General features: G+C 59.8%; 26 protein-coding genes. 20 read left to right on the top strand and 6 right to left on the bottom strand.

Features of this window, described 5'->3' with window-relative positions; all coding sequences use genetic code 11:
* Position 1: 1 nt before the first annotated feature.
* The 7 genes from ACHEXK_RS13625 (at position 2) to ACHEXK_RS13595 (ending at position 7,159) form a co-directional block, all read left to right on the top strand.
* On the top strand, positions 2-1,150 hold the full coding sequence (locus tag ACHEXK_RS13625) for an MbnH family di-heme enzyme (RefSeq protein ID WP_416546838.1): 1,149 nt from the start codon (positions 2-4) through the stop codon (positions 1,148-1,150).
* Between the two features lie 9 nt (positions 1,151-1,159).
* The gene (locus tag ACHEXK_RS13620) at positions 1,160-1,522 is read left to right on the top strand and encodes a DUF2946 family protein (protein WP_416546837.1); all 363 of its coding nucleotides are present in this window, start codon (positions 1,160-1,162) and stop codon (positions 1,520-1,522) included.
* A 92-nt stretch (positions 1,523-1,614) separates the two neighbouring features.
* A complete protein-coding gene (locus ACHEXK_RS13615; protein ID WP_416546836.1) occupies positions 1,615-3,726 on the top strand; it encodes a TonB-dependent siderophore receptor in 2,112 nt (703 codons plus the stop codon).
* Positions 3,727-3,780: 54 nt separating this feature from the next.
* On the top strand, positions 3,781-4,671 hold the full coding sequence (locus ACHEXK_RS13610; protein WP_416546835.1) for a DJ-1/PfpI family protein: 891 nt from the start codon (positions 3,781-3,783) through the stop codon (positions 4,669-4,671).
* 39 nt (positions 4,672-4,710) lie between these two features.
* Complete coding sequence (locus tag ACHEXK_RS13605; RefSeq protein WP_416546834.1) at positions 4,711-5,073, top strand: TauD/TfdA dioxygenase family protein; 363 nt, start codon at positions 4,711-4,713, stop codon at positions 5,071-5,073.
* 122 nt (positions 5,074-5,195) lie between these two features.
* Positions 5,196-5,915, top strand: coding sequence for a PhaM family polyhydroxyalkanoate granule multifunctional regulatory protein (locus ACHEXK_RS13600; RefSeq protein ID WP_416546833.1), 720 nt, complete (start codon positions 5,196-5,198; stop codon positions 5,913-5,915).
* Positions 5,912-7,159 (top strand): FIST signal transduction protein, encoded by a 1,248-nt coding sequence (locus tag ACHEXK_RS13595; RefSeq protein ID WP_416546832.1) that lies wholly within the window; start codon positions 5,912-5,914, stop codon positions 7,157-7,159. The genes ACHEXK_RS13600 and ACHEXK_RS13595 overlap by 4 nt, the downstream gene beginning before the upstream one ends.
* Here ACHEXK_RS13595 and tgt read toward each other — a convergent pair whose 3' ends face one another.
* Positions 7,160-8,332 (bottom strand): tRNA guanosine(34) transglycosylase Tgt, encoded by a 1,173-nt coding sequence (gene tgt, locus ACHEXK_RS13590; protein WP_416546831.1) that lies wholly within the window; start codon positions 8,330-8,332, stop codon positions 7,160-7,162.
* A 21-nt stretch (positions 8,333-8,353) separates the two neighbouring features.
* Entirely contained in the window at positions 8,354-9,280 is a 927-nt protein-coding gene (locus ACHEXK_RS13585; protein ID WP_416546830.1) for a LysR family transcriptional regulator, read from the bottom strand.
* Between the two features lie 103 nt (positions 9,281-9,383).
* Between ACHEXK_RS13585 and ACHEXK_RS13580 the strand changes: the two genes are divergently transcribed.
* The 3 genes from ACHEXK_RS13580 to ACHEXK_RS13570 are packed head-to-tail and all read left to right on the top strand — an operon-like array spanning position 9,384 to position 11,436.
* Complete coding sequence (locus ACHEXK_RS13580; RefSeq protein WP_416546829.1) at positions 9,384-10,649, top strand: aromatic ring-hydroxylating dioxygenase subunit alpha; 1,266 nt, start codon at positions 9,384-9,386, stop codon at positions 10,647-10,649.
* Positions 10,650-10,651: 2 nt separating this feature from the next.
* Positions 10,652-11,125: an aromatic-ring-hydroxylating dioxygenase subunit beta gene (locus tag ACHEXK_RS13575; RefSeq protein WP_416546828.1), complete on the top strand. Its 474-nt coding sequence runs from the start codon at positions 10,652-10,654 to the stop codon at positions 11,123-11,125.
* Positions 11,122-11,436: a non-heme iron oxygenase ferredoxin subunit gene (locus ACHEXK_RS13570; RefSeq protein ID WP_416546827.1), complete on the top strand. Its 315-nt coding sequence runs from the start codon at positions 11,122-11,124 to the stop codon at positions 11,434-11,436. Before ACHEXK_RS13575 ends, ACHEXK_RS13570 begins: the two co-directional genes overlap by 4 nt.
* 30 nt (positions 11,437-11,466) lie before the next feature.
* Here the strand turns inward: ACHEXK_RS13570 and ACHEXK_RS13565 are convergent, their stop codons facing one another.
* From ACHEXK_RS13565 to queA, 3 genes are read right to left on the bottom strand one after another with little or no spacing between them, the layout of a single operon-like run.
* Positions 11,467-11,775 carry a type II toxin-antitoxin system RelE/ParE family toxin gene (locus ACHEXK_RS13565; protein WP_416546826.1) on the bottom strand — a complete coding sequence of 103 codons (309 nt, stop codon included), beginning with the start codon at positions 11,773-11,775 and terminating at the stop codon, positions 11,467-11,469.
* Positions 11,776-11,793: 18 nt separating this feature from the next.
* Complete coding sequence (locus tag ACHEXK_RS13560) at positions 11,794-12,063, bottom strand: prevent-host-death protein (protein ID WP_416546825.1); 270 nt, start codon at positions 12,061-12,063, stop codon at positions 11,794-11,796.
* Between the two features lie 51 nt (positions 12,064-12,114).
* Complete coding sequence (gene queA, locus ACHEXK_RS13555; protein ID WP_416546824.1) at positions 12,115-13,203, bottom strand: tRNA preQ1(34) S-adenosylmethionine ribosyltransferase-isomerase QueA; 1,089 nt, start codon at positions 13,201-13,203, stop codon at positions 12,115-12,117.
* A 107-nt stretch (positions 13,204-13,310) separates the two neighbouring features.
* Between queA and recG the strand changes: the two genes are divergently transcribed.
* The 3 genes from recG to ubiA are packed head-to-tail and all read left to right on the top strand — an operon-like array spanning position 13,311 to position 17,222.
* On the top strand, positions 13,311-15,380 hold the full coding sequence (gene recG / locus ACHEXK_RS13550; protein WP_416546823.1) for an ATP-dependent DNA helicase RecG: 2,070 nt from the start codon (positions 13,311-13,313) through the stop codon (positions 15,378-15,380).
* Between the two features lie 16 nt (positions 15,381-15,396).
* Positions 15,397-16,359 (top strand): LysR substrate-binding domain-containing protein, encoded by a 963-nt coding sequence (locus tag ACHEXK_RS13545; RefSeq protein ID WP_416546822.1) that lies wholly within the window; start codon positions 15,397-15,399, stop codon positions 16,357-16,359.
* Between the two features lie 11 nt (positions 16,360-16,370).
* Positions 16,371-17,222 (top strand): 4-hydroxybenzoate octaprenyltransferase, encoded by an 852-nt coding sequence (gene ubiA / locus ACHEXK_RS13540; RefSeq protein ID WP_416546821.1) that lies wholly within the window; start codon positions 16,371-16,373, stop codon positions 17,220-17,222.
* A gap of 23 nt (positions 17,223-17,245) precedes the next feature.
* On the opposite strand, the gene proC is transcribed toward ubiA, so the two are convergent.
* Positions 17,246-18,070, bottom strand: coding sequence for a pyrroline-5-carboxylate reductase (gene proC, locus ACHEXK_RS13535; RefSeq protein ID WP_416546820.1), 825 nt, complete (start codon positions 18,068-18,070; stop codon positions 17,246-17,248).
* Between the two features lie 331 nt (positions 18,071-18,401).
* Between proC and rplN the strand changes: the two genes are divergently transcribed.
* The 7 genes from rplN to rplR are packed head-to-tail and all read left to right on the top strand — an operon-like array spanning position 18,402 to position 21,294.
* On the top strand, positions 18,402-18,770 hold the full coding sequence (gene rplN, locus ACHEXK_RS13530; protein WP_019427444.1) for a 50S ribosomal protein L14: 369 nt from the start codon (positions 18,402-18,404) through the stop codon (positions 18,768-18,770).
* Positions 18,771-18,779: 9 nt separating this feature from the next.
* Entirely contained in the window at positions 18,780-19,100 is a 321-nt protein-coding gene (gene rplX, locus ACHEXK_RS13525) for a 50S ribosomal protein L24 (protein ID WP_416546819.1), read from the top strand.
* A 2-nt stretch (positions 19,101-19,102) separates the two neighbouring features.
* Positions 19,103-19,642: a 50S ribosomal protein L5 gene (gene rplE, locus ACHEXK_RS13520; protein ID WP_100120212.1), complete on the top strand. Its 540-nt coding sequence runs from the start codon at positions 19,103-19,105 to the stop codon at positions 19,640-19,642.
* Positions 19,643-19,650: 8 nt separating this feature from the next.
* Entirely contained in the window at positions 19,651-19,956 is a 306-nt protein-coding gene (rpsN, locus tag ACHEXK_RS13515; protein WP_053172533.1) for a 30S ribosomal protein S14, read from the top strand.
* Positions 19,957-19,974: 18 nt separating this feature from the next.
* Positions 19,975-20,370: a 30S ribosomal protein S8 gene (gene rpsH, locus ACHEXK_RS13510; protein WP_062407198.1), complete on the top strand. Its 396-nt coding sequence runs from the start codon at positions 19,975-19,977 to the stop codon at positions 20,368-20,370.
* A 13-nt stretch (positions 20,371-20,383) separates the two neighbouring features.
* Positions 20,384-20,917 carry a 50S ribosomal protein L6 gene (gene rplF / locus ACHEXK_RS13505; protein WP_108285858.1) on the top strand — a complete coding sequence of 178 codons (534 nt, stop codon included), beginning with the start codon at positions 20,384-20,386 and terminating at the stop codon, positions 20,915-20,917.
* Positions 20,918-20,928: 11 nt separating this feature from the next.
* A complete protein-coding gene (rplR, locus tag ACHEXK_RS13500) occupies positions 20,929-21,294 on the top strand; it encodes a 50S ribosomal protein L18 (protein WP_416546818.1) in 366 nt (121 codons plus the stop codon).
* Positions 21,295-21,309: the final 15 nt, after the last annotated feature.

Here is a 21,309-nt window from a genome sequence, read left to right as displayed (position 1 = left end):
CATGAACCCTTTGCGCAAAACCCTGAGCACCTGCCTGCTGGCCTTGGCCGGCTGGGCTGTGCTCACGGGCAGTTCCACAGACGTTTTTCATTGGGACTTGCCTGCCTGGGTGCCACGCCCTGTGGTGCCCGCAGACAACCCGATGAGTGCGGCCAAGGTCGAGCTGGGGCGGCACCTGTTTTACGACCAACGCCTGTCGGCCGACAGCAGCATGTCGTGCGCCACCTGCCACCACCAGGACAAAGCCTTCACCGATGGTCTGGCCGTGGCCAAAGGTGTGACCGGGCAAGCGGGGCAACGCAGTGCCATGGCGCTGGCCAATGTGGCCTATCTGCCGGTGCTGACTTGGGCCAACCCCAACCTCACGGCTTTGGAGGTGCAGGCGCTCATTCCGCTGTTTGGCGAGCACCCGGTCGAGATGGGCATGGCAGGGCGAGAGAACGAACTGTTTGCACGCCTGCAAGCCGATGCGCGTTACCGAGACTTGTTTGCCAAAGCCTTTCCGATCGAAGCCGCAAAAGGCAGCGAGGCTTTGTATTCGCTGGGCACGCTGACCAAAGCCTTGGCCAGTTTTCAGCGCAGCCTGCTCTCGTTTGACAGCCCGTATGACCGCTACAAATACGGCGGCCAGCCCACGGCCATATCCCCAGCAGCCAAGCGCGGAGAAAGCCTGTTCTTTGGCGAAAAGATGGAGTGCTACCACTGCCACGGCAGCTTCACCTTCACCGACAACATCCGCCACAGCAAGCTGCCATTGGCCGAGCGCGGCTTTCACAACACAGGCTTGCACAACCTGGATGGCCGGGGTGCCTACCCCGCAGACAACCCGGGCATCAGCGAGTTCACGGGTGACGCCGATGACATGGGCAAGTTCCGCACGCCCAGCCTGCGCAACATTGCGCTGACCGCGCCCTACATGCACGACGGCTCCATCGCCACGCTCGACCAAGTCATCCGCGCCCACTACGCGCAGGCTGGCCGCGCAGGGGGTACGACCAACGGGCCCAGCCCCTTGCGCAGTTCATTGATCGGGGGCTTCGAGGTCAGCGAGCAAGAAGTCAGCGACCTGGTCGCTTTCTTGAACACCTTGACCGACCACAACTTTGTTCACAACACTCGCCACGCCAATCCCTGGCCTGCCAGTCGCTGAGGCATGGACATGCACCGTTCACACCCCTTCTTTCACTCGCTGAGCCGCCTCGTGTTGGTTTGGTATGTGCTGTTTGTGGGTGTGTCGGTTTTGACCGCCACGCTGCAGCCCAAGACCATGGAGGTCGTGTGTTCCGCCATGGGCATCATGAAGGTGGTGGTGCAAGGCGAGGGTGAAGCCCCACCGCTGACCAGCAACATGGACTGCCCGCTGTGCGCCCACGCCACACCTGCAATGCCGCCGACCACATTGTCGGCTTTGGTCCATGTGCACGATGCACGAGCTTTCATCGTGCAAGCCTTGCCCGAGGCGCTGCTGCTGGCCCGCACTGCGCCGCCACTGCCTTCTCGTGGGCCGCCTGACTTGATCTGAACGCCGCAAGGCGATTTTTCTCCACCCGAATTGATTGGGGTGATGTCTTTTTGCGTGCAGTTTTTGCTTGCACATCCAGATCTCGTCAGAACATGAAAACAAAATTGAATTTCTCCGCTGTGGCCATGGCCGCATGGGCTTGCTGCGCCGCTTTGGCCCACGCCCAAACACAAACCATCGAAATCACAGCTGACAAAGACCGATATCAGCCAGCCATCACACAAACCGCGACACGTTCGGCCGTCCCTGTAGAGCAAGTGCCCCAGTCCATCGTGAGCATTACGCGTTCGGTCATCGATGACCAGGGCAGCAAAACGGTTTCGGACGCCTTGCGCAACGTGAGCAATGTGAATGAAATCGATCCACGCGACAGCAACAACGTGGGCTTCAAAATCCGCGGTTTCAATGCGGCCATGGTCGTCGATGGTGTCTCGGTGCCAGGTTGGTTCCAAAACCAGGAGAGCCTGGTGGGCGTTCAGCAAATGGATGTGATCAAAGGTCCAGCGGGTGGCCTGTATGGCAGCGGCCAGGCGATCGGCAATTATTCGACGGTGGGCGGCACCATTGCCGTGACGACCAAAGACCCTGTTGCCAAGGCCTCGCGTGAAGTGGGTGTCAAGTTGGGTAACTTTGGCCGCCGCAATGCGCACGTTGATTTGAACCAGCCGATCAACGAGGCGTGGGCGTTTCGGGTCAATGGCGAGCATGACCGCTCTGACAGCGAAACCCAAGGCGTTTTCTTCCGCAAGTTGGCGCTGAATCCGAGCCTGTCCTGGTCGCCCGATGCCAAAACCAAAGTGGTCATCAAGGCCCGCATGCTGGACAACACCACGGTGGATTATTCGGGCTTGCCACGCGCCAACGCCACGGCCACCGAGCCTGCTGCAGGCGTAGGCCGAAGCAGCTTTGTCACCGCCACCGGCTTGCCCGACACCACACAAAAGTCACGCGGCCTGAATGTGCAGTGGACGCAAGTCTTGAACAATGACTGGACCTTGAAGGCCCTGGCCGCACACAACACCGCAGAAGTGGATCAGCGAGGGGTATTTCCATTCCCTTATGGCAGCGAAAGTCAGTACGGCAGCGGCTTTGGCGCCAATGTGGTGTTGAGCGGCGCCCGTTTGTGGGAAAAGCTGACATCGAACACGGTTCAACTCAGTTTGGCGACGGCCATCCAGTCGGGCAAGGCGCTGCACCGTGTCAGCTTGGGCCTGGACCGCGATGAGACTCGCGACGATGGCTTCATGGCCTTTGCCAACCTGCCGTTTGTGATGACCGATTTGACCGGCAATGTGCGTCCTGCTTGGGGTGAGCCTGCTGTGCCTGCTGCGGCCAATCAGCAACAAAACCGCAGCACTTCGACCGTGGTTTATGTGCAAGACCAAGTTCAAGTGGGTTCTTGGCACTTGCATGGCAGCTTGCGCCATACACGCACCGAGGCCAAAGATTTGTATGCGGATTGGGGTATCAACAACCAAAGCACCAACAACAAGGTCACGCCACGTTTCGGTGCCGTTTTTGACGCCAGTGATGTCGTGTCGTTTTTTGGTGGTTACAGCCAAATGTCCCGAGTGCCGTTTGGCTCTTTGTTCAGCGTGGCGCCCAAAATGGAAGAGGCCGAACAAAAAGAACTGGGTCTGCGCATCAAGGGCTGGCATGGTTTGACTGCCACAGCCGCCTTGTTTGACATTCAACGCAAGAACGCCGCCGTGTCAGATCCGACCAATCCAGGCTTTTCTGTGCAAACGGGTGTGCAGCAAGCCAAAGGCCTCGATGTGGACGTGCGCTGGCAAGCCTCACCTTCACTGGCCTGGATTGCGGCCTATACGCACCAAACTGCAGAAATCACGCAAGACACCAATGCCGCTTGGGTGGGCAAACGCCTGTTCAATGTGCCTGAACAAACACTGCGCGTGGCAGCGCGTTACGACGTGCGACAAGGCGAGTGGCGTGGCCTGGGTCTGGGCTTGGGCGCGTCGCATCGCTCCAACCTGGCAGGCGACACCAGCAACACGTTCTTGATGCCGACTGTCACCTTGTGGGATGCACAGGCCAGTTACAAGCGCGGCGACATCCAGTACAGCGCCAGCATCAGCAACCTGCTCAACAAACCATATTACGCACCCATGGCCTATTTTGGTGGTGGCCAAGTGGTGCCCGGTTTGCCGCGCAGCTTGGTGCTGGGCATCAGCACGAAATTCTGATCCATCCACCACGCCACAGGAGGGGGCATCCGCAAGGGTGCCCCTTGAACTCTCATGAACCGTCGTTATTTCTCTCGTTTATTGTCCTGGCCCTCTGTGGTGCTGGGCTACTCGGCCATGCAAACGTCCCAAGCGTTGGCCAAGCCCGCTGCGGTGCAAGCGCCCTCGAAGCAAGCTGCTGACGAGCACCACTTGGCCACCATGGACCGTTACGCGCCGCTCATTGGCGGCCCCAAAATCACCATCGGCATGTTGGTTTATCCGGGCATGTTTTTGCAGGATTTGGTCGGACCCTTGACCGTGTTCGAGGCCTTGATGAACAAGGAAATCCACCTGCTCTGGAAAGACCTGGAGCCCGTGGGCAATGAAAGCCCGGGGCCTGCCGCGCTGATTCCGGTCAAGCCCACCACCACCTTCGCGCAATGCCCCGAGCAGCTGGACGTGTTGTTTGTGCCCGGCGGTGTGCCGGGTACCTTCACCATGATGGAAGACCCGGAAGTCCTCGCCTTTCTCAAGGCCAAGGGTCAAACCGCCCGCTATGTGACCAGCGTGTGCACCGGCTCCTTGATTCTGGGGGCAGCGGGTTTGCTCAAGGGCTACAAAGCCACCTCGTATTGGGACACCCGCGATGTGCTGAAAGAGTTGGGCGCGATTCCCACGCGGGGCCGAATTGTGGTGGACCGCAACCGCATCACAGGCGGCGGCGTGACGGCCGGGATCGACTTTGGCCTCAAGTTGGTGGCACTGCTGAAAAGCCGGGTCTATGCCGAGGCGGTGCAGTTGTACCTGGAGTACGACCCGCAGCCCCCCTTCAATGCCGGTTCGCCCGAAAAAGCGCAGCCACTGGCCAGACAGTTCCTGAAAGACATGTTTGCCGGGATGCGGGCCAATGCGTTGGCAACGGCCAAGCGGGCGATGCAAAGACTGCTGAGCGGGCCAACCTGAGGTGGCCACCCCACGGAAATTGTTCGCCAAGGAAAAGTCATGGCCCATTCGATCCAATTGCAGCATGTTGATGGGTCATTTGTCGCCAAGCCCTACACCCCCAACATCGGGGCCACGCTCTATGGTTTGGACTTGTCGCAGTCCTTGAGTGATTTGGGACAAAGCGAGCTGAAGGCCGCATTGGCCCGGTACGAGGTGATATTCTTTCGGGATCAAGTGCTCACCCCTGCTCAGCAGGCGGCCTTCACCCGCAGTTTTGGCCAAGTCAACGAAGTCAAAGCCTTCTTTCCCCGAGTGGAGAGCCAGCCCGAGATTGGAATTGTGGAAAGCACCCCCAAGCGCCCGGCGGCCAACAACAACGGGCATTCCGACATCACCTGGCAGGGGCCAACCCACCGATAGGCGCCAGCCAGTCTGCGCAAGTCATTCCGGCCAGCTCTCGGCCAACCAGTCGTTTTGAGTGCGTCAGACTGTTTGAACGCGTCTTCAGGTAAGCTTTGCAGACCACTTTCCAAGGAACTGCCATGAGCGAACCTTCTGCCTTCGGCTTTGGCCAATTCGTGCCAGGCTTTGACTTTTTGCAAAACCTGTCTAAAACCGCCTCGCCAGCTCAGCCTGCGGCGGCTGGCATGCCCGGTATGGCCAGCTGGGTGGCACCCACGCTCAGCATCGAAGACATCGACAAACGCATTCAAGAGTTGAAGTCGGTGCTTTTTTGGCTCGAGCAAAACACCACGGCGCTCAAGGCCACCATCCAAGCGATGGAGGTGCAAAAAATGACCTTGTCCACGCTGCAGAGCATGAATGTCAGCATGGCCGATCTGGCCAAGGCCTTCACGGCCAAAGCGCCTGCACCCGTGCCTGAGCCGCCAGCTGCTGCATCCCAACCGGTGACGCCACCGGCCGCGCCTGAGCCAAAACCCGTTCAACCAGAGGATGCGGCCAATAAAGCGCCTGAAGAACCTGCGAATGGGCCCGCTTCGGCCAAGCCTGCGGTGGACCCGATGCAGTGGTGGGGGGCCTTGACCCAGCAGTTTCAAAACATTGCCACCGCGGCCGTCAAAGACGTGGCCGCCGAAGCCATGAAGACGGGCATGACAGCCAAAGGGGCCAGCACGTCAGCCCCTGGTAAAAAACCAAGTCCTGCCAAAAAGGCCGTGGCCAAGAAGTCAGCCGCTGCCAAAACCAAACCGCTTGCCAAATCTGCGCCGCGCAAGCCAGCCGCCAAGCGCAAAGCGCCATGAAGTTGTTTCCGAGTGGGCACGCCACCCACCCGCAGTGGCGCATGGCCGCTGGCCTGGTGCTGGCGCAGTTGCGTGCCCAGATGGATTTGCCCGATTACGCCAGCCAACCCCGTTTGGGCTTGCTCTACATCACCGACCATTACGCGCCCGAGGCGCAAGCGCTGCTCGACCACCTGCGCCAGGCCTTGCCCGAGGTGACTGACTGGGCGGGTACGGTGGGCATTGGCGTGGCGGTGAACAACGCCGAGTACTTCGACGAACCCGCCATGGCGCTCATGCTGTGCGACCTCACGCCCGAGCAATACCGCGTGTTTTCGGGGGTCTCGCCGCTGCCATCGGGCTGGGCCGATGCGGCCTTGGTGCACGCCGACCCCAACACACCCGACCTGGCCGAGCTGATCCAAGAGATGGCTGAGCGCACGCAGCAAGGCTATTTGTTTGGCGGTTTGAGCGCCAGCCGCACGCGCAGCGTGCAGTTTGCGGTGCGGGCCGAAGATGCGGGTGGCTCAGAGGTGCACGGCGGTGTCCTCCAAGGTGGCTTGAGTGGCGTGGCCTTTTCACCCGATGTGGCGCTTTTGTCGCGCGTGACGCAAGGCTGCCAGCCTGTGGCCCCCGAACGCGAGATCACCGAATCCGAGGACCATGTGGTGCTCCAGTTGGCGGGAGAGCCTGCGCTGGACGTCATGTTGGCCGATTTGGACATCAGCCTGAAGGACCCCCAAAAAGCCATTGCCGTGGTGCGCTCCACGCTGGTCGGCCTGAGTGCGCCCGGGCAATCTGGCGTGGGCCGTGCAGGCAATCTGGGCCACGACGTTCGGGTGCGCCACATCATCGGCCTGGACCCTGGGCGCCAAAGCGTGGCGATTGCCGAGCACCTGGAGCCGGGCATGCGTTTGACGTTTTGCCGTCGCGATGTGCAAGCGGCCCGAGCCGACTTGGTGCGCGTGTGCGCTGAAATTCGCGAAGCGCTGGAGCCTGAGATGCTGTCCATCGAGGCCATCAACGCCATGAGCGATGACCCGGTGCCCACGGTGCCCCAAGCGGGCCAGCGCATGGCGGGCGCTGTGTATGTGAGCTGCACTGGGCGTGGTGGCCCGCACTTTGGCGGCCCCAACGCCGAGATGCAGATCATTCGGCATGCTTTGGGCGATGTGCCGCTGGTGGGCTTTTTTGCCGCCGGCGAGATTGCGCGCAAGCAGCTCTATGGTTACACCGGGGTGTTGACGGTGTTCACCACCGATTGATCACACACCGCGTGCCCGATCCGTCTTGAACTGGGCCCGGAAGGCGCTGAACTGACCCGCGTCCAGCGATTCGCGCACTTCGCGCATCAGGTTCAGGTAGTAGTGCAGGTTGTGGATGGTGGTCAGCATGGGGCCGAGCATTTCGCCGCAGCGGTCCAGGTGGTGCATGTAAGCACGGCTGAAACCGTCTCGGCCACCGTTGTCCCACGACACGCCAGATGTTCCCGCGCAGGCATGGCAAGTGCAGCTGGTGTCCAGCGGTTGCGGGTCGTTTTTGTGGCGGGCGTTGCGCAGTTTCAGGTCGCCAAAGCGGGTGAACACCGTGCCGTTGCGGGCGTTGCGGGTGGGCATCACGCAGTCGAACATGTCCACGCCGTCGGCCACGCCTTGCACCAGGTCTTCGGGCGTGCCGACGCCCATCAGGTAGCGTGGTTTGTGGGCGGGCAGGCGGTGCGGCGTGTGCGCCATGATTTGCAGCATCAGGTCTTTGGGCTCGCCCACGCTCACGCCGCCAATCGCGTAACCCGGAAAGTCCATCTCGACCAAAGCGTCGAGCGATTCTTGGCGCAGGTTTTCAAACATGCCGCCCTGCACGATGCCAAACAGCGCGTTGGGGTTTTGCAAACGCGCGAACTCGTCTTTGGAGCGCACGGCCCAGCGGCGGCTCATCTCCATCGACTTGCGGGCTTCCGCCTCGGTGGTGAGGTGCCCCTTGGTCTCGTAAGGCGTGCACTCGTCGAGCTGCATCACGATGTCCGAGTTCAGGATGGTCTGGATTTGCATGCTCACTTCGGGCGACATGAAGAGCTTGTCGCCGTTCACGGGGCTGGCAAAGGTCACGCCTTCTTCGGTGATCTTGCGCATGTCGCCCAGCGACCAGACCTGAAACCCGCCCGAATCGGTCAGGATGGGTTTGTCCCACTTTTCAAACTGGTGCAGGCCGCCAAAGCCTTGCATGATGTCCAAGCCCGGCCGCATCCACAGGTGAAAGGTGTTGCCCAAAATGATCTGCGCGCCCATCTCGTGCAGGCTGCGCGGCATCACGCCTTTGACGGTGCCGTAGGTCCCCACAGGCATGAAGATGGGCGTTTGCACCACGCCATGGTTCAGGGTGAGCTGGCCGCGACGGGCGTGGCTGGCGGGGTCGTTTTTGAGCAGGTCGAATTGGAGCATGGCTGGGATTGTAGAAGGGGGTCAGAGGCTGCCATCGCCAAAGCATTGCGCGACCAACTCGCGCAGCCATTGGTGCCCAGGGTCTTTGTGCAGGCGGGCGTGCCAGAACTGGTGAATGGCGCTGCCGTCCACCGCCAGGGGAAGTGGCCGGGTGGTCAACGCAAAGGGGCCGGTCACGCGCTGGGCGAAACGCTCAGGCACGGTGGCGATCAGGTCCGAATGCCCGAGCACATCGCCCAAAGCCACATAGTTCGGCACCGTGAGGCGGATGCGCCTTTGCAAACCCTGCCGTTCCAGCGCCTCGCTGATGGCCTCATCGATCCGTCCGTGGCCCGTGCCTGCGGCCATCACCCGGACATGGCTGGCCGCCGCAAAGTCGGACAAGGTCAAGCCGTCAGGATGGGCCAAGGGGTGGTCTTCGCGCATCAGGCCCACATAAGGTTGGCGAAACAGCGCTTGCTGAAAAAACCCCGCTTGCAGTTGCGGCAGCAGGCCCAGCGCCAAGTCGGTCCGGCCTGAGGCCATGTCGTCTTTCAGGCTGGCGCTGGTCACCGCCACCACATTCAGCGTAACGCCCGGGGCGGCCCCAGCCAGCGCGTCCATCAGCACGGGCAGGAAATACATCTCGCCCACATCGGTCATGGCCAGCGTGAAACGGCGCTCGCTGGTGCCTGGGTCAAACGAGGCGCGCACATTGAGCGCTTGCTGCAGGCCGTCGAGCGCTGTCGCCACGGGCTCGGCCAGTTGCAAGGCGTAAGGCGTGGGCTCCATGCCCCGCTGGGTGCGCAAAAACAATTCATCGCCCAAGCTGCTGCGCAGTCGGCCCAAGGCGCTGCTGACGGCGGGCTGGCTCATGCCCAGCACCGTGGCCACCGCCGACACGCGCTTTTCACGCAGCAGGTGGTGAAACACCAGCAGCAGGTTCAAGTCGAGGCGGGCAAGGTCCATGCTGGATTTTATTTGAAATACGAATAATGATTATTGATGAAATTCGATTTACGAAATTCAAGGGTGTACGCATGATTTGCATCAAGAATTTTGAGGATTCAACATGACCGAGCAGCCCATCCACTGGGAAACGGCAGGCACCAGCCGCGTCCCGTTTGCCGTGTACACCGACGAAGACCGGCACAAACAGGAGCTGGCGCGCTTCTTTTACAAAAGCCACTGGAGCTATGTGGGCCTGGAAGCCGAGATTCCGAACCCTGGCGACTTCAAGCGCACCGTGGTCGGCGAGCGCTCGGTCATCTTGACGCGCGCCACCGACGGCCAGATCCATGTGGTCGAAAACGTCTGCGCCCACCGGGGCATGCAGTTTTGCCGTGAGCGCCACGGCAACAAAAAAGAGTTTGTCTGCCCCTACCACCAGTGGAGTTACACGCTCAAGGGTGACTTGCAGGGTGTGCCTTTTCGCCGCGGTGTGCGGCAAGACGGCCAGGTCAACGGCGGCATGCCCGCCGACTTTGACCCCAGGGAGCATGGCCTCACGGCCTTGAAAGTCGCCACACGCGGCGGTGTGGTGTTCGCTTCCTTTGACCCCAATGTGGAATCGCTCGAAGACTTCATGGGGCCGACCATCCTGAAATACTTTGACCGCCTGTTCAACGGCCGCAAGCTGGTGGTGCTGGGCTACAACCGCCAGCGCATTCCGGGCAACTGGAAGCTGATGCAGGAAAACATCAAAGACCCGTACCACCCCGGCCTGCTGCACACCTGGTTTGTGACCTTTGGTCTTTGGCGTGCCGACAACAAGAGCGAGCTGCGCATGGACGCCCACCACCGCCACGCTGCCATGATCTCGACCCGAGGCAGCGCGGGCCAGGCCACGGGGCAGGCGTCGCAGGTCACACAGGTGAGCAGCTTCAAAGAGAGCATGCAGCTGCACGACGCCAGCTTTCTGGACATCGTGCCCGAGGGCTGGTGGCAAATGGGCGAGCAGATGCCCACGGCGGTGATGATGACGCTGTTCCCCAGCGTGATTTTTCAGCAGCAGGTCAACAGCGTGTCCACCCGTCACATCCAGCCCGACGGGCATGGCGCGTTCGACTTTGTCTGGACGCACTTTGGTTTTGAAGACGACACGCCCGAGATGACCGAGCGGCGCTTGCGCCAGTCCAATCTGTTTGGTCCGGCCGGTTTTGTGAGTGCGGACGACGGCGAGGTGATTGAGTTTTCGCAGCAAGCCTTTGAGACCAAACCCGAGCACCGCATGCTGGTGGAGTTGGGTGGGCGCGATGTGGGTGAGACCGACCACATGGTGACTGAAACACTCATCCGGGGCATGTACGAATACTGGCGCAAAGTGATGGAGGCCTGAATATGGTGAACTTTGAAACCCACATGGCCCTCGGCCGCCTGTATGCCGATTACGCCCTGGCCGTGGACAGTGGCCAGTGGGATTTGTGGCCGGAATTTTTCACCGAGCAGTGCGTGTACAAACTCATCCCGCGAGAAAACCATGAGCGCGGCTTTCCCCTGTGCACCCTGTCGTTCACCAGCAAAGGCATGCTCAAAGACCGTGTCTACGGTATCCAAGAGACGCTTTACCACGACCCGTATTACCAGCGGCACGTGGTGGGCGCGCCCGTGGTGCGACAGGTCGAGGGCGACCGCATCCAATCGGAAGCCAATTACGCCGTGTTCCGCACCAAACTCGACAAGGCCAGCACCGTGTTCAATGTGGGCCGCTACATCGACACCATCGTCCAGACCCCCGAGGGCCTGAAGTTCGCCGAACGCCTGTGTGTGTACGACAGCGAAATGATCCCCAACGCCATCATCTACCCGATATGACCATGACAAACTGGATTGACGTGGCCGCCGAGGCCGATTTGTTTGACGGTGCGGGCATCGCCGTCGCCCCCGAAGGCCAAGACATTGCCCTGTTCAGCGTGGACGGCGAGGTGTTTGCCATCAACAACCTGTGCACGCACGGTAACGCCAAGTTGTGCGACGGCTTTGTGGAAGGCGACCACGTGGAGTGCCCCTTTCACCAAGCCCAGTTCAGTCTGCGCGACGGCTCGGTGGCCTGTGGTCCGGCGACCGAGCCGGCCAAGACTTGGCCGGTCAAGGTGGAGGGTGGGCGGGTGTTCTTGGAGCTTTAAGGCTTGGAGGCCAGCTGAGAGCCATTTTCATCAGTGAAAATCGTCTTCTCGCTGATGTCTCAATGCGAGGATGGTCACCGTGTGAGCGTCTTCAATTTCGAAAAGTGCCAGATACCCAGATGCTCCAAACGAAATGATGAGCTCTCTGAGCAGAGGGCCGTGTACACCAGCGGCGGCTTTGCGACAAGAAAAAGGCGATTTGCGTAAAAAATCCAAACCGTTTTCAATGGCTCGCAATGCCCGTTCGGCCGTATGGATATCAAATTCCAAGAGGAACTCATAAAGCCGGTTCAGATCAGATTGGGCTTGTGCAGTGAAGCGGACTTGAAACTCATCCATGATCGAGCCCGGTCCGACTCAAGAGACCGAGGACTTGGCTTTGGCCAGTTTGCTCTTCAATTCATGCAGCACGTCATCAACGGAAAAGTAGACCTGACTTTGACGCGCTTCTTCGGCAGATCGCAAACCACGGGCGATGAACTCGTCTTCGGCCGCGCGGTGTGCAATGAATCTTTCCAGTGAGATTTCCATCAGTTTGGACAGGGTCTCATCGGGGCGCAGTGCTTTTTCGGCGGCTTGTCTGAGACTTGGGCTGACACGAAGGGCCGGTAGTGTGGCGGTTTTCATAGAAGCCTTTCAATTGCACTGCAATTGTAATGCGCCAACGTGCTGACAGGGTCAATCGATTCTGGTTCGCCTCAACAGCATCGAATCCCCATAGCTGAAAAACCGGTACTTCTGCGCAATCGCGTGGCGGTACAGGCCCATGATGTGTTCGTAGCCTGCAAAAGCGCTGACCAGCATCATCAGCGTGCTTTTGGGCAGGTGGAAGTTGGTGATCAGCAGGTCCACCACTTTGAACTCAAACCCGGGCGTGATGAAAATCTCGGTATCGCCGCTGGCCTGACCGAACTTGGCCCACGACTCCAGCGTGCGAACCGTGGTGGTGCCCACCGCAATCACTTTGCCGCCGCGTGCTTTGCACTCAGCAATCGCTTGCTGCGTGGATTCGGGTACTTCGTACCATTCGCTGTGCATGTGGTGCTCAGCAATGTTCTCGGTCTTGACCGGCTGGAAGGTGCCCGCGCCCACATGCAAGGTCACGCTGGCGGTTTGCACACCGCGCGCCGCCAGAGCCGCCAACACCCCCTCGTCAAAATGCAGCGCTGCCGTGGGTGCAGCCACCGCGCCGGGTGCCCGCGCAAACACGGTTTGGTAACGCTCGGCGTCTTCTTCCGTGTCTTCATGATCGGCCGTGCCCGCCGGGCGCTCAATGTAAGGGGGAAGTGGCATCACGCCGTGTTTTTCCATCAAGGCGTGAGGCTCGTCGCTCAGTTGCAGGTGAAACAGTGGGCCGTTTTCATCGGGCCAGCGGCCCAGCAGCACGGCATCGAAACCGCCGTGGCGTGCCCCGCCTGCCAAATGCATCTTGCCGCCGAGCAGGGGCTTTTTGCTGACCCGCATGTGCGCCACCACCTGGTGGCCCGGGAGCACGCGCTCGATCAGCAACTCGAGTTTGCCGCCCGATGCCTTCTCGCCAAAGATGCGGGCTTTGACCACCTTGGTGTCGTTGAACACCAGCAAGTCACCTGCATTCAGCAGGCCAGGCAGTTCATGAAAAATTCTGTCCACTACCGTGGGTGAGGAGCCGTCCAGCAAACGCGAGGCGCTGCGCTCGGTGGCAGGGTGTTGGGCGATCAGTTCTGGGGGGAGTTCGAAGTCGAAATCACTCAGGGTGAAGTCGCGGGGGGAAGCAGAAGAGGACATGGTGTATGGGCTTGACAGGCCCGAATGACTGGAAAGGCAGGATTTTGCCCGAAGGTCACTGAAATTGGACGACTGACGAACCTTGACTCTCACGGCACAATCAATGGATGTCTGCAAAGTCCGAATCCACGCCCGCCAAAACACTCAGCGCACCCCAAAAAGCGCTGATCAAGCTCGGCTTGAAGCGCGACATTGACCTGGCGCTGCACCTGCCGCTGCGCTACGAGGACGAGACGCGCATCGTCAAGTTGCGCGATGCGCGAGAGGGCGATACCGCGCAGATCGAGGCGACGGTGACGGCCTGCGAAATCACCATGCGCCCGCGCCGTCAGCTGCTGGTGACGGTGGATGACGGCTCGGACACCTGCGTGATGCGGTTTTTCAGTTTTTACCCCTCGCACCAAAAGGCGCTGGCCGTGGGCAACCGCATCCGGGCGCGGGGTGAGGTGCGCGGCGGCTTCATGGGGCTGACCATGATGCACCCCACTTTCAAGGCGGCGGGTGGCAATTTGGCCGAGGCCTTGACCCCGGTGTATTCCACGGTGGCGGGCCTGGCCCAGGCCTATCTGCGCCGGGCGGTGATCAACGGCCTGAACCATGCCGACCTGAGCGAGACCTTGCCCCCCGGTATCGCTTGGCCGGACCCCCGAGGAGCTTGGTCATTGCGCGATGCCTTGCGTTTTTTGCACCACCCCACGCCCGATGTGTCGCTGGCCGCTTTGGAGGACCGCAGCCACCCGGCCTGGATTCGCCTCAAATGCGAGGAGTTGCTGGCGCAACAGTTGTCGCAGCTGACGGCCAAGCGCGAACGCGATGTGCTGCGTGCCCCAGCCCTGAAGCTCAAGTCCCAAGGTCTGTACGGACAGCTTTTAGACGCTTTGCCTTTCAGATTGACGAACGCCCAACAGCGTGTGGGCCAAGAAATTGGCAAAGACCTGGCCCGCAACGTGCCCATGCACCGCCTGCTGCAAGGCGATGTGGGCGCGGGCAAGACCGTGGTGGCGGCGCTGGCGGCCATGGTGGCGGTGGATGCGGGCTGGCAATGTGCGCTGATGGCGCCGACCGAAATTTTGGCCACCCAGCACTTTGCCAAGTTGGTGGGCTGGCTGGAGCCTTTGGGTGTGAAAGTCGCTTGGCTGATTGGCAGCCAGAAGAAGAAAGAGCGCGCCACCATGCTGGCGCTGATCGAGTCGGGCGAAGCGGCGCTGGTGGTGGGCACACACGCGGTCATTCAAGAGCACGTCAAGTTCAAAAACCTGGCGCTGGCCATCATCGACGAGCAGCACCGCTTTGGCGTGGCGCAGCGCTTGGCCTTGCGCGGCAAGATGCAAGAAGGCGGCATGGAGCCCCACATGTTGATGATGACGGCCACGCCCATTCCGCGCACCCTGGCCATGAGCTATTACGCCGATCTGGATGTGTCGGTGATCGACGAGTTGCCGCCTGGGCGCACGCCCATCGTGACCCGCGTGGTGTCGGACCACCGCCGCGACGAAGTCGTCTCGCGCATTGGAGCGCAGTTGCAAGAGGGGCGGCAGGTGTATTGGGTGTGCCCACTGATTGAAGAAAGTGAAGCGCTGGACTTGACCAACGCCACCCAAACCCACGCCGCCCTGAGCGAGGCGCTGCCGGGCGTGATGGTGGGCTTGTTGCATTCGCGCATGCCTGTGGCCGAAAAGAAGGCCGTGATGGAGCTCTTTACCGCAGGCGTGATGGGCGTGTTGGTCAGCACCACGGTGATCGAGGTGGGGGTGGACGTGCCCAACGCTTCGCTGATGGTGATCGAACACGCCGAGCGCTTTGGCCTCTCCCAGCTGCACCAGCTGCGCGGCCGGGTAGGGCGGGGTGCGGCAGCGTCGGCCTGCGTGTTGCTGTACGGCACGCCCGAGGGCGGACGCCTGAGCGAGACCGCCCGAGAGCGTTTGCGCGCCATGGTCGAGACGAACGACGGCTTCGAGATTGCCCGGCGCGATTTGGAAATTCGCGGGCCGGGTGAGTTCTTGGGGGCCCGCCAGTCGGGTGCCCCCTTGCTGCGCTTTGCCGATCTGGAAACCGATGGGCATTTGCTGGACTGGGCGCGGGCCCTGGCGCCGCAGATGCTGGACCAGCACGCGGGCTTGGCCGAGCGCCACATTGGCCGCTGGTTGGGCGGGAAATCCGAGTATCTGAAGGCTTGATGTTCAAATAACGCCCATGACGCTGACCGAACTCAAATACATCGTGGCTGTGGCGCGCGAAAAGCACTTTGGCAAGGCTGCGGAGGCCTGCTTTGTGTCACAGCCCACACTGTCACTGGCCATCAAGAAGCTGGAAGAAGAGCTGGAAGTCAAACTGTTTGAACGCAGTGCCAGCGAGGTGTCGGTGACCACGCTGGGCGAAGAGATCGTGCGCCAGGCCCAAAGCGTGCTGGAGCAAGCCGCCGAGATCAAGGAAATTGCCAAGCGGGGAAAAAACCCGTTGGCGGGCACCATGCGTTTGGGCGTCATCTACACGATCGGGCCTTATTTGTTGCCCGATTTGGTGCGCCAGATCATCACCGACATCCCGCAGATGCCCTTGATGCTGCAAGAAAATTTCACGGTGCGACTGCTCGAAATGCTGCGCACGGGCGAACTCGACTGCGCCATCTTGGCCGAGCCCTTTCCCGAGTCAGGTCTCGCAGTGGCACCCTTGTACGACGAGAGCTTCATGGCCGCCTTGCCCTTGAGCCACCCCTTGGCCCAGGCGACATCCATCACGACCGAGCAGTTGAAGAACGAGACCATGCTGTTGCTGGGGGCCGGCCACTGTTTTCGGGACCATGTGCTGGAGGTTTGCCCCGAATTTGCCCGTTATGCGAGCCAAACCGATGGCATTCGCAAGACATTCGAGGGCTCGTCACTCGAGACCATCAAGCACATGGTGGCCGCGGGCATGGGGGTGACCTTGGTGCCGCGCATGTCCGTGCCCGATCTCAAGCCGGTGCACAAACGCTCGGGTGGGCACCATGACTCTCCGGTTCGCTATCTGCCCATCGTCGACCCTGCGGGCGGCAAGCCGCCTACGCGGCGCGTGGTGCTGGTTTGGCGCCGCAGTTTTACCCGGTATGAGGCGATTGCGGCTGTACGCAATGCCATTTACGCTTGTCCACTGCCCGGTGTGACGCGGCTGTCTTGAGGTGACGTCGCATGCATGACAAACTCAAGTTGTATTTGGATCTGATCCGCTGGAACCGACCCGCGGGTTGGTTGCTGTTGTTGTGGCCCTCTTTGGCGGCACTGTGGGTCGCTGCTGAAGGGTTTCCCGGTTGGCATTTGGTGGCCGTTTTTAGTCTGGGCACCATTTTGATGCGCAGCGCAGGCTGCTGCGTCAATGATGTGGCCGATCGCGACTTTGACAGGCACGTCAAACGCACCGCCAACCGCCCGGTCACGAGCGGGCGCTTAGGCGTGAAAGAAGCTTTGGCTGTGGGCGTGGTGCTGGCGCTGTGCGCATTCGCTTTGGTCTTGACCACGAATGCCGCCACCATCCAGTGGTCATTTGCGGCTTTGGCGGTCACGCTCTTGTACCCCTATGCCAAACGCCTTGTGTCGATGCCTCAGGCCGTGTTGGGTGTGGCCTTCAGTTTTGGCATTCCGATGGCTTTTGCCGCAGTGCAGGGGCAAGTGCCACCCTTGGCCTGGGGTTTGTTGGTGGGCAATTTGTTTTGGGTGTTGGCCTATGACACCGAATACGCGATGGTTGACCGCGATGACGATTTGAAAATCGGCATGAAGACCTCGGCCATCACCTTGGGGCGCTGGGATGTAGCGGCGATTGCTGGTTTTTATGTGGCCTACCTGGCGATGTGGGCGGTCTTATTGGACGCTTCAGCGCGCGGTCTTGGGCTCTTCATGGGCCTGGCCGGAGCGGCTGTTCAGGTGGTTTGGCATCTCATGCTGATCAAAGACCGCACCCGCGAGGGGTGCTTCAAGGCCTTTCGTTTGAACCACTGGTTGGGGTTCAGCGTCTTTGCGGGCGTGGTTCTGTCGTACCGTTGAGTTGTTCCCCTAGGCGGGGAGCTTTAGGCCTTGCCAAACTCATCGCCCAATTCTCGCGCACGCACCTCGGCTGCTTGCATGGCTTTCACGAATGAAGCTTTGACGCCCGAGGCTTCGAGTGAGGTGATGGCCGCATAAGTTGTACCGCCCTTGGAGGTCACGCGTTGACGGAGCACTTCGACCGGTTCCGACGAAGCGGCCGCCAAAGAGGACGCCCCTGAAAAAGTGGCCACAGCCAATTGCTGGGCTTGCTCGGCACTCAGACCCATGCCAACACCCGCCTCGGTCATGGCTTCCAGGAAAAAAAACACATAGGCTGGGCCGGAGCCTGACAGTGCCGTGACAGCATCCAAGTGGGATTCTTGCTGTACCCAAATGAATTGCCCGGTGGTACCGATGACACGCTCGACCAAGGCCTGGTCTGCGGGCGTGACCGATGGGCAAGGAAACAAGCCGGTGATGCCTTGGCCCACCAGCGCGGGCGTGTTGGGCATGCACCTGACCACGCGGTCTGAACTGACCCAGCGGCAGATGCTGTCGGTGCGAATGCCTGCAGCAACCGATAAATGGAGTGCGGAACCCGTGTGGGGCATGACCGGGATGGCGGCTTCAGCAAATATTTGGGGTTTGACCGCCCAAATGACCAAGTCGGCGCGTGACAGAGAGGCGTCAGCGACACGCAGCGCAGTGATGCCGAAATCAACCAAGAGTTTGGCGGCCGTATCCGCAAACGGCTCCACCACCATGATCTGCTCAGGCTTCATGCCTTGACGGATCAAGCCGCCGATGATGGCGCTGGCCATGTTGCCGCCGCCAATGAATGCCAAGGAATTGGTAAAGGTAGACATAAAGAGACAGAGGAAAATGAGAAAAAAGGGAGAAATGCTGGAGACATTGTCCCTTTTTCGTGGGGCTCCATGGGCCGAGATGGGGCCACTGAGCCCGGGATCCTCCAAAAAACGGGTTCGGGCACCGAATATTTGCAAATAAATTCCCAAAGGTGTTGCGCACAGCTGGCTTTTCAGACATAATCGTGGGCTTCGCCTGTCAAAAGGCGTGGTTATCTGCCCAATCTGAAGCGCCGCGAGTGGTTTGCAGCGTGAATGACGGGTCCAAGACTGATTTCAGTGTGTTGGCTGCAAGGCTGGTGCACAAGAAATACAAGTTGGGAACAAAGAAATGATCCAGACAGAATCTCGGTTGGATGTGGCCGACAACACCGGCGCCAAGTCCGTGCTGTGCATCAAGGTGCTCGGCGGGTCTAAGCGTCGCTATGCAAGTGTTGGCGACATCATCAAAGTGAGCATCAAAGAAGCCGCCCCACGTGGTCGCGTCAAAAAAGGCGAGATCTACAGTGCTGTGGTGGTTCGCACCGCCAAAGGCATCCGCCGCGGCGATGGCTCCCTCATCAAATTCGATGGCAATGCTGCTGTGTTGCTGAATGCCAAGTTGGAGCCTATCGGCACCCGCATCTTCGGCCCGGTCACGCGTGAACTGCGTACCGAGAAGTTCATGAAGATCGTGTCCTTGGCTCCTGAAGTACTGTAAGGACGCGCCATGAACAAGATTCGCACAGGCGACGAAGTCATCGTCATCACAGGTCGTGACAAAGGCAAGCGCGGCAAAGTTTCGTCGCGCGCCAGCGATTCGTACCTGCTGATTGACGGCATCAACATCGTCAAAAAACACGCCAAGCCAAACCCCATGAAGGGCACAACTGGCGGCATCATCGAAAAGGCCATGCCGATTCACCAATCCAATGTGGCGATTTTCAACGTCGCCACAGGTAAGGCTGATCGCGTGGGCATTAAGCTGCAAGCTGACGGCAAACGCGTTCGCGTTTACAAGTCGAGCGGCGAAGAAATCAAGGTGGCATGAGCATGGCACGTTTGCAACAACTCTTCCGCGAGAAAATCGCTGCTGAACTGACGGCCAAATTTGGTTACACGTCGCCCATGCAGGTTCCTCGCATCACCAAGATCACCTTGAACATGGGTGTGTCTGAAGCTGTGGCTGACAAGAAGGTCATGGATCACGCTGTGAGCGACTTGACCAAGATCGCGGGCCAGAAGCCTGTGGTGACCAAGGCCAAGAAAGCCATTGCCGGTTTCAAGATCCGTGAACAACAGCCCATCGGCTGCATGGTGACCTTGCGCGGTGTTCAGATGTATGAATTCCTCGATCGTTTCGTGACCGTGGCTTTGCCTCGCGTGCGTGACTTCCGTGGTATCTCTGGTCGCGCATTCGATGGCCGCGGCAACTACAACATCGGCGTCAAAGAGCAGATCATTTTCCCTGAGATTGAGTACGACAAGGTGGATGCCTTGCGCGGTCTCAACATCAGCATCACCACAACGGCCAAGTCTGACGAAGAGTGCAAAGCGCTCTTGACAGCTTTCCGCTTCCCCTTCAAGAACTGAGGTGTCACGTGGCTAAAGTAGCTTTGATCGAGCGCGAGCTCAAGCGTGAAAAACTGGCGGCCAAATTCGCTAAGAAATATGCGGAATTGAAAGCCATCGCCAACGATGCCAAGCGCAGCGATGAAGAGCGTGCAGCTGCCCGTCTGGGCCTGCAAAAGCTCCCGCGCAACGCCAACCCGACCCGCCAACGCAACCGCTGTGAAATCACCGGTCGCCCACGCGGTACGTTCCGTCAATTTGGTCTGGGCCGCGCCAAGATCCGTGAATTAGCCTTCGCAGGCAACATTCCGGGCGTGACCAAAGCCAGCTGGTAATCGGCAGGAGATAACAACATGAGCATGAGTGATCCTATTGCCGATCTGTTGACCCGCATCCGTAATGCACAGATGGTGGCCAAAGCCGCCGTGATGGTGCCTTCTTCCAAAGTGAAGGTGGCCATTGCTCAAGTGCTCAAAGATGAAGGCTACATTGACGGCTTCCAAGTCAAAACCGAAGATGGCAAAGCCACCCTCGAAATCGCCCTGAAATACTACGCTGGCCGTCCGGTCATCGAACGTATTGAGCGCGTGAGCCGTCCTGGCCTGCGTGTGTACAAAGGCCGTGATGCTATTCCTCAAGTCCAAAACGGCTTGGGCGTGGCTATCGTCACCACGCCCCAGGGTGTGATGACCGATCGCAAAGCACGTGCAGCCGGTGTCGGCGGCGAAGTGCTGTGCTACGTCGCTTAAAGGGAGAAAAAGAATGTCCCGCGTAGGAAAAATGCCTGTGACCATCCCCGCTGGTGTGGATGTGTCGATCAAACAAGATCAAATCAGTGTGAAGGGCGCTGGTGGTCAATTGGCCATCGCCTCCAACATGCTGGTGAATGTGAGTAACGAAGGTGGCAAGTTGAGTTTTGCCCCCGCCAACGATTCACGTGAAGCCAATGCCATGAGCGGCACCTTGCGTCAGCTGGTGAACAACATGGTGACTGGCGTGACCAAGGGCTTCGAAAAGAAGTTGAACTTGGTTGGTGTGGGTTACAAAGCGGCCGCTTCCGGCGCCAAATTGAACCTGGCTGTTGGTTATTCGCATCCCGTCAACATCGACATGCCTGCTGGCATCACGGTGGCCACCCCAACCGCGACTGAAATCGTGATCAAGGGTGCTGACCGTCAACGTGTTGGCCAAATTGCTGCTGAGATCCGTGCTGTTCGTCCACCTGAGCCTTACAAAGGCAAGGGCATCCGTTATTCGGATGAGAAGATCACGATCAAAGAGACTAAGAAGAAATAAGGAGCTGCATCATGTTGACCAAGAAAGAGCAGCGTCTCCGTCGTGCACGCCAAACACGTATCCGCATTGCACAGCAAGGCGTGGCGCGTTTGACAGTGAGCCGCACCAACCTGCACATTTACGCCAGCGTTATTTCTGGCTGCGGTACCAAAGTGTTGGCCAGCGCATCCACAGCCGAAGCCGAAGTGCGCGCGGCCTTGGGCGCTACGGGCAAAGGCGGCAATGCCGCTGCAGCCACAGTGATTGGCAAGCGCATTGCCGAAAAAGCAAAAGCAGCTGGCGTTGAGAAGGTCGCCTTCGACCGCGCAGGTTTCGCTTACCACGGTCGTGTCAAGGCTTTGGCCGAAGCAGCCCGTGAAGCAGGTCTGCAGTTCTAAACGGATCGGAGTTAC

Source organism: Limnohabitans sp. DCL3, from assembly GCF_048019295.1.
Classification (GTDB): Bacteria; Pseudomonadota; Gammaproteobacteria; order Burkholderiales; family Burkholderiaceae_C; genus Limnohabitans_A.
The sequence above is the reverse complement of the archived record's forward strand: the minus strand, read 5'-3'. Positions and strand labels throughout refer to the sequence as shown.